The organism is Pelagibacterium flavum (genome assembly GCF_025854335.1).
GTDB classification, from domain to species: Bacteria; Pseudomonadota; Alphaproteobacteria; order Rhizobiales; family Devosiaceae; genus Pelagibacterium; species Pelagibacterium flavum.
In genome coordinates this window covers 2,957,485-2,970,662 of sequence record NZ_CP107716.1, presented here as the reverse complement: position 1 = coordinate 2,970,662, position 13,178 = coordinate 2,957,485, and the positions used below count along the sequence as shown (strand labels likewise).

The 13,178-nt window shown below is 64.1% G+C and carries 12 protein-coding genes; 9 read left to right on the top strand and 3 right to left on the bottom strand.

Annotation, left to right across the window (positions count from 1 at the left end):
• The first annotated feature begins 192 nt into the window (after positions 1–192).
• The 4 genes from OF122_RS14940 to OF122_RS14925 all read left to right on the top strand — a co-directional run bounded on the left by OF122_RS14940 (position 193) and on the right by OF122_RS14925 (position 4,885).
• Positions 193–609 (top strand): hypothetical protein, encoded by a 417-nt coding sequence (locus OF122_RS14940; RefSeq protein ID WP_264224986.1) that lies wholly within the window; start codon positions 193–195, stop codon positions 607–609.
• The gene (locus OF122_RS14935) at positions 606–3,002 is read left to right on the top strand and encodes a baseplate megatron protein TIM-barrel domain-containing protein (RefSeq protein WP_264224985.1); all 2,397 of its coding nucleotides are present in this window, start codon (positions 606–608) and stop codon (positions 3,000–3,002) included. The genes OF122_RS14940 and OF122_RS14935 overlap by 4 nt, the downstream gene beginning before the upstream one ends.
• A complete protein-coding gene (locus OF122_RS14930) occupies positions 2,999–3,943 on the top strand; it encodes a DUF2793 domain-containing protein (RefSeq protein ID WP_264224984.1) in 945 nt (314 codons plus the stop codon). Before OF122_RS14935 ends, OF122_RS14930 begins: the two co-directional genes overlap by 4 nt.
• Positions 3,944–4,135: 192 nt before the next feature.
• The gene (locus OF122_RS14925; RefSeq protein ID WP_264224983.1) at positions 4,136–4,885 is read left to right on the top strand and encodes a glycoside hydrolase family 108 protein; all 750 of its coding nucleotides are present in this window, start codon (positions 4,136–4,138) and stop codon (positions 4,883–4,885) included.
• Between the two features lie 192 nt (positions 4,886–5,077).
• On the opposite strand, the gene OF122_RS14920 is transcribed toward OF122_RS14925, so the two are convergent.
• Positions 5,078–5,662, bottom strand: a complete 585-nt coding sequence (locus OF122_RS14920) for an MBL fold metallo-hydrolase (protein WP_264224982.1) — start codon at positions 5,660–5,662, stop codon at positions 5,078–5,080.
• A gap of 35 nt (positions 5,663–5,697) precedes the next feature.
• Here OF122_RS14920 and OF122_RS14915 point away from each other — a divergent pair, with 35 nt between their 5' ends.
• The 5 genes from OF122_RS14915 to OF122_RS14895 all read left to right on the top strand — a co-directional run bounded on the left by OF122_RS14915 (position 5,698) and on the right by OF122_RS14895 (position 10,085).
• The gene (locus OF122_RS14915) at positions 5,698–5,997 is read left to right on the top strand and encodes a hypothetical protein (RefSeq protein WP_264224981.1); all 300 of its coding nucleotides are present in this window, start codon (positions 5,698–5,700) and stop codon (positions 5,995–5,997) included.
• A gap of 24 nt (positions 5,998–6,021) precedes the next feature.
• A complete protein-coding gene (locus OF122_RS14910) occupies positions 6,022–6,681 on the top strand; it encodes a response regulator transcription factor (protein WP_264224980.1) in 660 nt (219 codons plus the stop codon).
• Between the two features lie 101 nt (positions 6,682–6,782).
• A complete protein-coding gene (locus tag OF122_RS14905; RefSeq protein ID WP_264224979.1) occupies positions 6,783–8,150 on the top strand; it encodes a sensor histidine kinase in 1,368 nt (455 codons plus the stop codon).
• Between the two features lie 85 nt (positions 8,151–8,235).
• Positions 8,236–8,706, top strand: coding sequence for a hypothetical protein (locus OF122_RS14900; RefSeq protein ID WP_264224978.1), 471 nt, complete (start codon positions 8,236–8,238; stop codon positions 8,704–8,706).
• A 140-nt stretch (positions 8,707–8,846) separates the two neighbouring features.
• A complete protein-coding gene (locus OF122_RS14895) occupies positions 8,847–10,085 on the top strand; it encodes a hypothetical protein (protein ID WP_264224977.1) in 1,239 nt (412 codons plus the stop codon).
• Positions 10,086–10,090: 5 nt separating this feature from the next.
• Here OF122_RS14895 and OF122_RS14890 read toward each other — a convergent pair whose 3' ends face one another.
• Both OF122_RS14890 and OF122_RS14885 read right to left on the bottom strand, forming a co-directional pair.
• A complete protein-coding gene (locus tag OF122_RS14890) occupies positions 10,091–12,055 on the bottom strand; it encodes an FAD-dependent oxidoreductase (protein WP_264224976.1) in 1,965 nt (654 codons plus the stop codon).
• Positions 12,052–13,110 carry an FAD-binding oxidoreductase/lyase gene (locus tag OF122_RS14885; RefSeq protein ID WP_264224975.1) on the bottom strand — a complete coding sequence of 353 codons (1,059 nt, stop codon included), beginning with the start codon at positions 13,108–13,110 and terminating at the stop codon, positions 12,052–12,054. The genes OF122_RS14890 and OF122_RS14885 overlap by 4 nt, the downstream gene beginning before the upstream one ends.
• Positions 13,111–13,178 lie beyond the last annotated feature (68 nt).

The window sequence follows — 13,178 nt, the reverse complement described above, 5'->3', positions numbered from 1 at the left end:
GCGGGCGGGAGTTTCAAAAAATACCAGGGGATTTATCCCCGCGTCACGCCGCTCGGTTAGATTTGTGGCACGGTGAGATTACTGCGGACGCGACCTTGTTTGGGTCGCACTCGAGAGCAACGGCCCCTCCACGGTGCTCCGGGGCGCAGGGTCTCACCGGACCTTTTTTCAACGACAGCGATGGATCGGGCGATGAGCGGGACGGTGGAGCCGGACTGGGATGCCGTGCGGGCGGAATATGAGGCCGGCAAAGTGCCGATTTCGGAAATTGCCGCGCGTCACGGCGTTTCGCGCAGCGGGATCAATGCGCGCGTCAAGGCCAAGGGCTGGCCGATGCGCAAGCCGACGGTCGGCCATACGCAACGCACGACGCTGATAAGGCGCATGTTTCGCGTTCTCGAACGCCAACTCAACCTGCTCGACGAGGAGATGACATCGGTGAGCAACACGGAAGTGACAATGCTGGGCAATCTCGTGCGATCGCTCGACAAGCTGATCGACCTCGACAATGCCGAACGCAAGATCGAAAAGACCAAGCGCCCGAGCGCCGAGATGGGAGCCATCAAGCAACGGCTGGCCGAACGCATGGCCGAGATCGAACGCAAGTGAGCGTCGATGACCATGCGGGAGACGACGACCTTGCCGGTTTTGAAGAGCGGGTCGCCTATTGGCGTGAGCATGCCGACAGGATGCCGGACGAAGAGGTCATCGAATGGACCTTCGCCTGGGATTTATGGGGCCGTGACGAACAGCGCGCCCCCAAGGGCGACTGGACGACCTGGCTTTTGATTGGTGGACGCGGCTCGGGCAAGACACGGGCCGGTGCCGAATGGGTCCGCGAACTTGCGACCGGCGAGCGACCCGTCAGCCCCATAGCGCTGGTGGGCGAAACCATGGCCGAGGCGCGCGCGGTCATGGTCGAGGGTGTTTCGGGGCTCAAGGCGATCCACCCCTACAATGAGGCGCCGCGCTATGAGGCGAGCGCGGAGCGGCTGGTCTGGTCCAATGGCGCTGTGGCGCTGCTGATGCCGGCCAACGATCCCGAACGGTTTCGCGGGCCCCAATTTGCCGCCGCATGGTGCGACGAATTGGGATGCGGTGCGGTGGACAAGGGGCCGAACGCGCCCAACGCGTTTGGCGACCCCAAAAGCGCCGAGGACAAGCGACCGCCATTTTCGAGCGGCGCGCCCGATCCGCTGATCCAGCGCCAGATGCTGCGGGCGTGCCACCAATACTGGCGGGAAGCGGGGGCGCACAATCCCGTGTCGGGCATCTATGGCGCACCGATGCTCGATGCCGAGCGCATATATCTCTGGTGCTGGGACGCGCGGCCCTATCCGGCGTTTCCCGGCATGCCCGACATCTGGTCGGACGCTGCCAATTACGACACGGGGCATTGGCTGAACGGGCGGTTGGGGGCGGCGAGTGCCGAGGAGCTTTTGGCCGCCATGGCCGATGAGTTCGGAGTGCCGGTCGAGGCAATCGATATACGGGCGCCCATGGTGCATGGGCTGGGAATCGAGGCGGTGACCAGTCTGCGCGACGCGTCGGCGGGGCTGGTCGAGGCGCTGGGACTTTCGGTGCGCGATGGGGAGGCGGGGATCGTCTGGCGGGCCGGGGATACGCGGTCGGTTGTCGAGATGGCGCACGCGGATCTGGTGGCAGGCGAGGGGGCTATCGTTTCACGCAAGCGCGGCGATTGGGCCGAGCGGGCCGGGCGGCTGACGCTGAGCTATTCCGACAGGGACCGCGATTATCAGACGGCGACCGCCCTGGCGGTGGCGCCGAAAGGCGAACGCTATGCGGGGGCGGAAATGGGGCTGGTGCTCGATCCGGCGGATGCGGGGGGCGTGGCTGAAGCCATGTTGCGGGCCATGCGCCGGGGCGAGGACGGATTGGAGTTTGCGCTGCCGCCTTCGATGCTGGCGCTCGAGGCGGGCGATATGGTGGCCGTCGAGGGGCAGGCGGACGGGCCGTTCGTGATCGGCACGGTGCGCGACGGGGCGGTGCGGCAGGTTTCTGCCTTGGCTTTCGGGGGAACGATCAACGGGGTGGCAGGCACTGCAGAGCGACGCATGCCGCAGATCAGCCCCCCGATTGCCGCGACCCCGCTCATCACCATTGCGCATCTGCCGGCGGGCGATGGAGGGACCGAGCTTGTAGCGGCGGCAATGTGCGATCCCTGGCCAGGGCCGATCAGCCTGCGCGAAACCGAAACGGGAACCGAGCTGGCGCGGCTGGCGGGGGCAGGGACGCTGGGTGTTCTGGCGCAGCCTCTGGCGGCGGGGCCAAGCGGAATTTGGGATCGGGCGGGTGGGATCGTCCTGTCATTGTATGGCGGGCATCTGGCGTCTGCCGCGCCGCAGGCGGTGCTGGCAGCGAGCAACCGGGTGGCGGTGGAGACCGATGCCGGACATTGGGAACTGGTCGGGTTTGAACAGGCCGAACTGATCGAGGCTTCGACCTATCGGCTGACGGGGTTGTTGCGGGGGCAGGACGGGACGCGGGCCGGTGAAGCGTCGGCGGGCAACCGGGTGCTGGTTTTGAACGGCTCCTGCGTGCGGTTTGCAGTGCCGCAGAGCGCGCTGGGCGATACGCGGACTTTGCTTGCCTATGCCGGGCCGCGTGATGCGGAGGGCACGGCGCTGGGCGTTGATGTGGATATCGGCACGGCGCTGCCCCTGGCGCCGATGCACCTGCGGGCGGTTCGCGACGGGAGCGGCGATATTGCCCTGAGCTGGATCCGGCGGGGCCGGGTGGGCGGCAACGGCTGGACCTATGGCGACATTCCGCTCGACGTCGTGCCCGAGCACTATCGGGTTTGTATTTTCGATGGCGGGACAGCGGTGCGCGTCGAAGATGTCGGCGCGGCGGGCTGGACCTATTCGGCGGCCGACCAGACAGCCGATTTCGGGGGTCCGGCGGGCGGGTTCAGTTTCACAGTTCAACAGGTTAGCCCGGTCCTTGGCGCGGGGCTGGCCGCACAGGGAGTTTATCCATGAGTTCGACGGCGCGGCTCGATCTGCCGCTGATCGCCTCCGAGCAGGCGCAAAAACACGTGACCCACAATGAGGCGCTGCTATTGCTCGATGCGCTGGTGCAGATCCGGCTTGTCGGGCTGGCGGTGATTGAACCGCCTGCCGATCCCGAGGCGGGCGACACCTATGGCATCGGGGCGATGGCGACAGGGGCGTGGGAAGGCCGTGACGGGCAATTGGCGGCCTGGAGCGAGGGCGGCTGGCGGTTTGCCGAACCGGCTGAGGGCTGGTTGGCATGGGATATCGCCGGCGGCCAGCCGATAATGTTTCGGGCCGGGAACTGGGCGCCGCTTTTCAATGGATTGGCGGGGATGGGGATCGGAACGGACCCTGATGCGACCAACCGGCTGGCCGTGCGTTCCGAAGCGGCTCTGTTTACAGCGATCCCTGATGGAGAGGGCGGCAATGGCGATGTGCGGCTGACGCTCAACAAGGAGGACGGGGCCGACAGCGCGACGCTGATCTTCCAGTCGGGTTGGTCGGGGCGGGCCGAAATCGGGCTGGCGGGGGATGATGATTTCACCTTCAAGGTCTCCGATGACGGGGCCGATTTCAAGACCGCGATGAGCCTGGAAGGCGCAACCGGGTTCGTGCGGTTTTCGAGCTTTGCGGGGTGCGCGGTGAGCTTTCCCACAATTGCCGGAGGCTTTCTGGCCGCCGAGACCGGTTATGTGGTTCCGACACCTGAAAGCGGGACGACCGACGATGTGGATACCATCGAAGGTGGGTTCGATGGCGCAACGCTGATTGTCACCGGGACGGCGGGCAATGCGCTGACCTTTCGCGACGGAACCGGAAATTTGAAGCTGGGCGGCGATCGGGTGCTCGATGCTTTCGAGGATGCTCTGATGCTCGTCAGGCGCGGGAGCGACTGGATCGAGTTGTCGTTTTCCAACAACGGCTGATTTCGAGGGACCACAGGCCTCTTGGCCTCCCCATCGTCATCCCGGGCGAGGGCCCGGGACCCAGGAACCGGCAGCGTTTGTGGTTCTGTCTCAAGCACCGAGTGTACTGGGCCCTGGCTCAAGGCCGGGGTGACGGGTCTTTGGGAAGGCAGTCATTGGGTGCAAATCATTGATTCAAAAGGGAGAAGCAATATGCCGGCTTCGCGCTGGACGCTTTGCCTTGCCAAGATTTTGGAGCATGAGGGCGGTTATGCCGACCATCCCTCCGATCCGGGCGGGGCGACCAATATGGGGATCACCCACAAAACGCTGGCCCGCTGGCGCGGGGCCGATCCGTGGTGGAATCTGCCAAAATCGGAGATCAAGGCGCTGGAGCGGGCCGAGGCGTCGGCGATCTACAAGGCACTGTATTGGGATAGATGCAAAGCGGGCTCGCTTCCGGCGGGACTGGACCTCGCCGTGTTCGACTATGCGGTCAATTCCGGGCCCGACCGCGCGGTGCGGGTGCTGCAGGCGCTGGTGGGCGTGGTGCAGGACGGATTCGTGGGGCCGTTGACGCTGGCGGCCGTGCAAAAGCGCGACCCGCGCGCCCTGATCGAAGCGCTGTGCGACCAGCGCATGGGCTTTCTGCAACGGCTTGCCACATGGGCGACCTTCGGGCGGGGTTGGACGAGCCGCGTCACGGACATTCGTGCGACGGCGCTTTCTGCTGTCGGACTGCAACCACCTTCGCAAAGCACAAAGGAAATCAAGGAAATGAACGTTTTCGACGGCTACAAGACCTATATCGTCGGCGCTCTGATGCTGGTTGTCGGTATTGCCCAGAGTCTGGGGTTCGATATCCCCATGTTCGGGGAATATTCGGGGCCGCAGATGGTCATGGAGGCACTGGCGGTGATCTTCCTGCGGCGCGGGCTCAAAAGCGAGCTTTCAAACAGCTAGACCTCGGCAGAAACGCCCTTCGGGTGAAGGGCGTTTCCGCTGCTTGAGATCAGGCCGATTTGGTGTCGAAGCGATAGGTTTCACCAGGCTGCGCCGTGGTAATCGCGCCCAGAGACGGGAACGGAAAGTGATACCCGCCGACCAGGCCGCCCTGTTCGCTCATCTGTTGCAGGATGGCGTGACGTGGGCGGTCTAGGGGTTCATGTCAAACTGGACGTGCCAGTCGGGATTGGTCACAAACAGTGCCGGGTAGTGTGCCACGTCCGCAATGTAGCTGAAGCTCGCGGTTCCCGACCCGATGGTAAAGGCGGTTTGTCCCGGCGCGTGGCCGAAACAGGGGGTGGTCTTGAAGACGTCTTCCACGGTCGCGCCAGGCTCGAAGAGCACGATCTTGCCCTCGGGATAGTCGGCCAGCACACGCCGGACCGCAAGAAAGCCCCCGCGCCCAGCTTCGGGAACGCCAGCCATCTTCTCGTCATCCATCCAATGATCGAATTCGGGCTGTGGGATGTAAACGGTGGCATCGGGATAAACCAGTGATCCGTCTTTGCGGCGCAGACCATTGATATGATCGCCATGCAAATGGCTCATCAGCACAACGTCGATACTGGCGGGTTCGATGCCGGCCTTTTCCATGTTCTCATGCAATAGCCCGGTTCCGGCCGGGCCGTTGTCGGCAAAGCCTGTATCGAGGAGATATCGCTTGCCGCCCGCCTCGACGACGAATGGGGTGTAGGGCACCATGATGTGATCGGTGGGGAGGCCGCAAACGTTCATTTGAAGTTCAGAAAGATCACGCTAAAGATGCGGATATGAAAAACGCACTTTTTAGCCACTTTTTGTCTGTGATTGTCGTCGCGGCCCTGCTTGCTCCCGCCGGCTCGGGAGCCGCTTTCGCGCAGGACGCATGCTGGGACAATTCGACGATCCAGGCCGCCCTCGCTGAAGGGCGCATTCAGCCGGTGGCTGCGGTGCTCTCGCGCGAGGGGATTGATCCTTCCACCGAAGTACTGAGCGTCAAGGTCTGTGAGCAGAGCGGGGCGCTGGTCTATGTGCTTGCGGTGCTCGAATCCTCGGGGCAGGCGCGAAATCTCACGTTGAATGCACAATAGGCCAAACGCAGGCGGGGCGGGACGATGCGGATTCTTGTTGTCGAAGACGACGAAAACCTCAACAGGCAACTTTGCGAAGCGTTGACCGACGCCGGCTATGTCTGTGACAGCGCCACGGATGGCGAGGAAGGGCACTTCCTGGGCGATACCGAACCCTATGATGCCGTGGTGCTCGACATCGGCCTGCCGCGCATGGACGGGATTTCGGTGCTCGAAGCCTGGCGGCGCGAAAACCGCATGATGCCGGTTCTCTTGCTGACGGCGCGGGACCGCTGGAGCGACAAGGTGCAGGGGATCGACGCCGGCGCCGACGACTATGTGGCCAAGCCCTTTCATATGGAAGAGGTTCTGGCACGGCTGCGCGCGCTGGTGCGCCGGGCGGCGGGCCATGCGTCCAACGAGATTACCGCGGGAAAAGTGCGGCTCGACACCAAGGCGGGCCGGGTGACCGTGGACGGCCAGGCGGTAAAGCTGACCAGTCACGAGTTCCGGCTTTTGTCCTACCTTATGATGCACAAGGGCAAGGTGATCTCGCGCACCGAGCTGACCGAACATCTCTATGATCAGGATTTCGACCGCGATTCCAATACGATCGAGGTTTTCGTCGGGCGATTGCGCAAGAAGCTGCCCGAGGAACTGATCCAGACCATTCGCGGGCTCGGCTATCAGATCCTGGCGGATTGAGCCGTGTTCAGCTTTCTGCGAAACCCGAAACTGGCTCAATTTTCCTTGTGGTCGCAGGTCCGGACGGAAAACCGGTTCCCACTTTTCCTGGACCTGCTCTAGTGACTCGGGGCTCCATCGCCTTCCGGCTGTTCTGGCTTTCGGCAGGCTGGCTGATCGTCGCGCTGGTCGCGACGGCGTTCCTTCTGACCGAGCTTTATTCGCAGGCCCTCGACAGGGACCTGACTGAAAGCCTTGATCTGCAGATCTCGTCGTTGGTCGGGCAGACGCTCGAGCTCGATTCGGCAGCGTCCGGCGAGATCGGACTGGCCGATACGCGGTTTTCGCGTCCCACCTCCGGCTGGTACTGGCAGATCCGCAATGAGGCGGGAACGCTGGTCAATTTCTCTCCCTCCATGGTTGGCACCGTGCTGCCCGATCTGGTGGGCGCCTTCAACGCATCAGGCACCCGTTCGGGCATGATCCACGACGATTACGGCCAGCAGACCCTGCGGGCTGTGGAACGCTGGGTGACGCTCGATGATCTGGGCCGCCACGTCATCACCGTGACGGGCAATTATACCGATGTGGAGGGCCGCGCCGCCGCGTTTCGTGGGCAGGCCATTATCGTTCTTGCGGTGGTCGGTTTGATCCTGGCCGCCATGAGCGGCATGATCGCGCGCTTTGCCCTGAAACCCATCGAGCGGCTGCGCGAGGCCATAGAGGCGGTGCGCGAGGGCGACAAGCCCAGCGTCGAAGGCGCCTTTCCGCAAGAGATCGCGCCGCTGGCCGACGAACTCAATGAGTTGTTGCGCTCCAACACCCAGATAGTGGAGCGCTCGCGGGCCCAGGTGGGCAATCTCGCCCATGGGCTGAAAACGCCCTTGGCCGTGCTGCGCAACGAGGCCGAGGGCGGCAAGACAGCGCTGGCCAAGGCGGTGCTCCACGAGACCGACAACATGAGCCGTATCGTTTCCACCTATCTCGACAAGGCGCGGCTGGCCGCACGCTCGAGCGTGGTGGGCAAAAGGGCGGACACGCGCGCCGTTCTCGAACGGCTCGGGCGCGTCATGGGCAAGCTCAACAAGCAATGCGATATCGCCATCGACCTGCCGCCAGACGTCCCGTGGTTCCGGGGCGATGAGGGCGATCTGGAAGAAATGGCCGGCAACCTTCTGGACAATGGCTGCAAATGGGCGCGCTCGGAAGTCCGCCTTTCAGCGCGAGAGGCCCATGTTGCGGGGAACCGGAGCGTCGAGATCGTCGTTGAAGACAATGGACCGGGTCTGACCGATGCGGAGGCAGAGCATGTGTTGCGCCGCGGGGTCAGGCTAGACGAAAAAACGCCGGGGAGCGGGCTTGGACTCGATATCGTCAAGGAACTCGTCGATATTTACGGGGGAGAATTGACGCTGACACGCTCGGACCTCGGTGGCCTCCGGGCAACACTTCGGCTTCCTGCTGCACGTCAGGCACGGCAACAGACTTGAACCAAGGGCGGCAAACCGCAATTTGGCCGTATTGGCTGAGATAGACATTAAATGGCTCATGGGCCGCTATGAAAGGTATTGCGCAATGAAAATGTTGAGGGCGATTGCACTTGTTTCGCTGGCTTTGGTGGTCGCGGGTTGTACCCGCACGGCAAACTTCCAGACCTCCCAGCCGGTGATGCCACAGCCGACTGTTCAGACCAACCCGACGCCCGATACCGTCACGCCGAGCGATTCGACGCCCATTCAGCAGGCGCGTCTGGAGCCTGGCAGCTACGACTATATCGATGCGGCGATTATCGGTCAGTTGACCCCGGCCCAGCGCTCGGCAGCAAACGACGCCCAGTTCTATGCCCTCCAGTTCGGTCGTCCCGGCGCGCCGCGCACCTGGTCCTCGGGCGGGGCGACCGGTCAGGTTTCGGTCGGGCCCTATGTGCGGGTCAACAATCTCGATTGCCGCGAATTCTCGCACCGCGTGACCGTGGGCGGCCAGACCTACACACGCTCCGGCCAGGCCTGCCGCGAGCTGGATGGCGCCTGGGGTGTGACTGCTTAGGCGTTTATCCCAACCCTCAAAGCAATTGACGGGTGTCGCCACTGGCGGCACCCTTTTTTTAATACTTTGAAAGGTTTTTTTAGCCCGTTGCCGATAACCTCGGCGTCCGGTCCCTCACGCAGCACCGCTTATAGGATTTCATGGCTCTTCCCGATACATTTCCCGGCGCAAAGAACCAGCCGCGGGGCGCCGCCGGCGCCAAACGCGGGGCCGATTCGGGCAAGGACGCTTTTCTCGAAGCGCTGGCCGGGGTTCTGGTTGATCCCCCGATCTATCATGGGTTTGCGGGCGCCATCGAGCGCGAGACCGCGGGCAAGGTCTGGACGTGGATGGCGCGAGACATCGCCGGCGACGCGGTTTCGAGACTGGCCGACGCGATTGAGTCGGGCGCTGATCCTCTGGAAGCCTTCGACCTGCTGCTCCCCGAAATTCTCGAAAGGCTCAAGGCCAACGCTGTCGCCGAAAAGGACGATCGCGAGCTCGAGCGCCGCAACACGATGCAGATGGGAGGCGAGGACGCGCGACTGCGCCTCGCGCCCATCATCATGGCCATGCGGCGGCGTCCGCTTCTGGTGCAGGCGGGAAAATTCGGCGTCGCAGTCGGATCGATTTCCGATGAGGCGGCGCTGGCGACGGCGCTGCAATCGATCTCAATCACCAACCCCCTGACCCGCGCGCTTTGGATGCAAGCCATGGTGGGGCACATGGCCAATCCAAGCCGCGTCATGGCGGCGGCGGTGGCCATAGCGGGCGGCAACACCGAAACCCGGATCACCAATGCCGGTTATGGCGCGCTGGTCGAGGCGCTGCTGAGCCACGCCCAGAGTCAGATCGGCTGTCTTGCCAGCCAGCCCAACCTGTTCGCCGACATCGATTTCTCGTGCAAGGCGATTGACCGGTTCCACAGGCTGATGCGCGCCATTACCTACAATCTGGACATTGAGAGACGTTCGCTGTGGGGGACCATCATGACCGATCTCACGGCACGATTGTCCGAGCGGCTCGAACGTCCGATGAAGGAAATCACGCTCAACGTTACTCAGGCGCTGCGGCGTCCACGGGATGGCAATGACAGGGTCGATGCCGATGACGTGCTCGCTGCGCTCAACGGGCTGTATCTGCTGATGACCGTCAGAAAATGCCGCGACTCCCTGGCGGTCAACGCTCTGCTCGATCAGGCCTGGGCCGATACCGGGCAGACGGTCGAAGTGCTGGTGACCCGTGCGCTCGACATGTACCGGACCAACCCGGCCGATCCGGTGGCGCGTGAACGGCTGGACGCGGGCATCAAGATGGCCGAAATCCGCTTCAATGCCGAATATGCCGATATCCTGCGCAGGGCCCGCGACGGCGCCGAACGCCGAACCGCGCAGGGCTAGCCAGGTTACAAGGGCTGTTCGAGCCGGGCGGCGAGAACGGTCAGGCCATCCCGGATAAAGACGGTATCGCCGGTGCTCATCCCCAGGGGGCCGAGCAGGGCGCGGACCTTTCCGCGCTCGTCCGCCAGCACCACGCCAATCGCCTCGAGCGGTGAGCGGTTGTCGGTGTTGGCAAACACCAGACATCCCGGATCAAAGCGCCGGTGCTCTGCCGGGGTGAGGGTCCATTGCATCTGGTTGGCGCCGAAGCGGTGGTCGAGATAGAGCGGCATGCCCTCGGGCACATGCGTCGGCAAGGGCGCGGCGTTGGCGGTCTTTTCCAGTGCCCTCGGCAGGATGCAGCGTTCGGCGCAGAGTGCCGGCGCAAACGCGGGATCGAGGCGCTGCGTGACGATTTCTCCAACGACGTCCAGCGCGGTGAGCGGCCCCGCCAACGGTCCGGAGGCGGGGGGCTGGGGGCGCTGCCAACCGCGCGTGATCGGGGCGGCGATGGTTCGCGATGCTCCCGGCGCGACAAAGGCGCCGTTGTTCCGGTCAGGCGGCGACACGAGCAGAGGGCCGTCCGGCGTATCGAAAATGGGGTCGATGCGAGGATCGGCGACAGGGCGCGCTTGCCCGTCGATGGCTGTTTCAAGCGCAGCCTTGCCATGGGCAACACAGCCGCCAAGGCTGAGATAGCCCGCAACACTGCCGGCGAGAACGACGCCGTCGAGAGAGCCGTCCGCCACGAGCGCCTGGGCGTTCCCGTCCCATCTGACCGGCCCTGACGCCTTGAGCCAGAGGTCGAGATCGGGCTGCCAGCCGCCCGAAACGATGAGGCGATCGCAGGCGATGGCCTCGTTTTCGGGCGTGCCGTTTTCGGCATTGGCCAGATGCACATTCAGCCCTTTGCCGCGCGCCTGTGCTACCGACCCGATCCCCATGCCCCAACCCAGCCGGTAGCCATAGGCCTTGCAGAATTCGATGAACCGGGTTTGCGGATCGATGCGCGGATCGCTGGTGCGCAGGATCGATTTGCCGCTGGCCGCGCCAAGCAGCGCCATGCGGTAGCCCACATTGGTCACCGAATGGATATGGGCGTTTTCTCCCGGCCATATGTTGTACCGTGCAGCCAGCCGCCACGCGGCGCTTGCCTCGGCCACACCCGGCAGCCTGTTGCCCGGAAAGATCGGCATGCGGCCGACCATTCCGGTGGCAAGAACGATGGTGTCCGCCTTTACCGACAGGCGTTCGGGCTGGGGCAGCCCGCTGGCCTTGTGAACGCGGACGGCCTCGATGGCCGAATTGGCAATATCGAAGGCCAGCGTGCCCAATGAAAGGGTGATGAGCCCGGACTCTCCGATCTGGCTGGCGAGGTCACCGATCATGTCCTCAGGGATCGGCTCGCCTTCCGCCTTGCCGAAAAACACCGACAATCCGCCAAGCGTTGCGTCCTTTTCGACAAGACAGACGCGCAGACCCTTGCGTGCGGCGGCAAGCGCCGCCGAAAGCCCGGCAACGCCCCCACCGACAATGGCGACATCGGCGGTGATGCGGCGGGTCGCTTCGGTATCGATCCAGCCGCCCGGCGCGGCAGATCCGGTGCTGTAGAGCAGGCCAAGCGTATCCTTGCGGCGCGGCAGGAAGCGGGCCAGCAGCGTTTTGGTGACGGTGCGGCGCGGGCCGACCGAGACAAACGATGCGCCATCGCTGGCCGGGCAGAGCGCCATGGGCATGGTAAGGTCCGGACGGTTCTCGTTTCCTTCCAGCACTATGGGTGGGGCGGTGTGCTCATCGAGCGCGATTACGTCCTCGCCGTAGCGTCCGGCTGTGTGAATACCGTTGGCCAGAAGGGCGGACAGAACCGTATCGCCTTCAAAGCCGCTCACCGGGCGTCCGTTGAGCCGGAACCGGATGGGACGGGTGCGGTCGATGACCGGGCGCGCAAATTCGGGCGGCAGGTCGCCGCCAAGGCGACAGCTTTCGCTCATTGGACACCCCCAGCAACGAGCCCGGGATGGAATTCGGCGACCTCGCGTCGCGGTTGCCGCAGATTGGTGCCATGGGCAACTGCCCATTCGGCCTCCACCCCGCTTGCCTGTTCCGCAATGATCCCCGCGATAAGCGGCGCCAGGATCAGATCGAGCGTTCCGAGCCCGGCGACAACGAAGATCTTGTCGCGTCGCGTGGGGCCGAGCACCGGCGCGCCATCATGGGAAAAAAGCCGCGTAAGGCTGGTCCGGGCGGCCAGGCGCGGGGCGGGGTCCAGCGACAGGCAATCTGCAATGCGATCCAGGGCCCTGCCATCGTCGTTGCGGGCCGCGGCGCGGATGGTGCCGTCGCCCGACTGGGCAAAGACGGTTCCTGTATCGAGATCGAAGCCGGCCCGGTATCGTCCAGGGCGCTGTGGGGCCGTCTCGATGCCGGCCCAATGTTCGATGCGCGCGAACTTGGAAATTTCATCGGCGTCCAGCCATTCCATAATGGCGGTATCATCGGCCAGGATCACCTGATCGATGGACGTGGTTCCGAACTGGGCGCTGCCATCGCGGCGAATCTTGAGCCCATCGAGGGAATTGAGCACCGCCACATTGGCTGCGGCAAGCCAGGACGGCGAGGCACGATAGAGGGCAGCGGCATCGATCAACCGGACATCACGCAGCCCCATGAAGGTGCCGTTGGCATCTTTTTCGATCGGATCGGCGGGATAGCGGAAGCCTTGGGCGCTATGGCGCATATGGCTCAGCGCCACGATCGCTTCGGCCGATCGCGCCAGGACGCGGATGTCTATCCGCTCACCGATGGTGGGCACGATGCGCGAGAGGCGCCGCAAGGCAGGCCGGGTGTGGTTCAAAAGGATCGACCAGGTTTCCGGTCGTGTAACAGGCGCAAATGACAGCGAGGGAAGGGCGCGCAGGGCGTAGGGATTGGCCGGTGGGCTGAGCAGCACAATTGCTCGTGAATGGTCAGACGCCAAAAGCCCTGCTAGAAGCCACGCAAAAGGGGAGGCGCCGACCACGGCAATGGTTTTGACTTGCTCGGTCATGTCCGTCCCGTCCGGCCCCTCACTCTGCGGTGCCGATCGGCGCCAAGGTGCGGCAAAGCGCGCTCCAA

What these genes read in the sequence shown, in the direction of transcription:
- OF122_RS14895 (WP_264224977.1), top strand. Translation starts at nt 8,847, where the DNA reads ATGGCTCTTCCCGATACATTTCCCGGCGCAAAGAACCAGCCGCGGGGC.
- OF122_RS14890 (WP_264224976.1), bottom strand. Translation starts at nt 12,055, where the DNA reads ATGAGCGAAAGCTGTCGCCTTGGCGGCGACCTGCCGCCCGAATTTGCG.
- OF122_RS14940 (WP_264224986.1), top strand. Translation starts at nt 193, where the DNA reads ATGAGCGGGACGGTGGAGCCGGACTGGGATGCCGTGCGGGCGGAATAT.
- OF122_RS14885 (WP_264224975.1), bottom strand. Translation starts at nt 13,110, where the DNA reads ATGACCGAGCAAGTCAAAACCATTGCCGTGGTCGGCGCCTCCCCTTTT.
- OF122_RS14925 (WP_264224983.1), top strand. Translation starts at nt 4,136, where the DNA reads ATGCCGGCTTCGCGCTGGACGCTTTGCCTTGCCAAGATTTTGGAGCAT.
- OF122_RS14910 (WP_264224980.1), top strand. Translation starts at nt 6,022, where the DNA reads ATGCGGATTCTTGTTGTCGAAGACGACGAAAACCTCAACAGGCAACTT.
- OF122_RS14930 (WP_264224984.1), top strand. Translation starts at nt 2,999, where the DNA reads ATGAGTTCGACGGCGCGGCTCGATCTGCCGCTGATCGCCTCCGAGCAG.
- OF122_RS14920 (WP_264224982.1), bottom strand. Translation starts at nt 5,662, where the DNA reads ATGAACGTTTGCGGCCTCCCCACCGATCACATCATGGTGCCCTACACC.
- OF122_RS14900 (WP_264224978.1), top strand. Translation starts at nt 8,236, where the DNA reads ATGAAAATGTTGAGGGCGATTGCACTTGTTTCGCTGGCTTTGGTGGTC.
- OF122_RS14915 (WP_264224981.1), top strand. Translation starts at nt 5,698, where the DNA reads ATGAAAAACGCACTTTTTAGCCACTTTTTGTCTGTGATTGTCGTCGCG.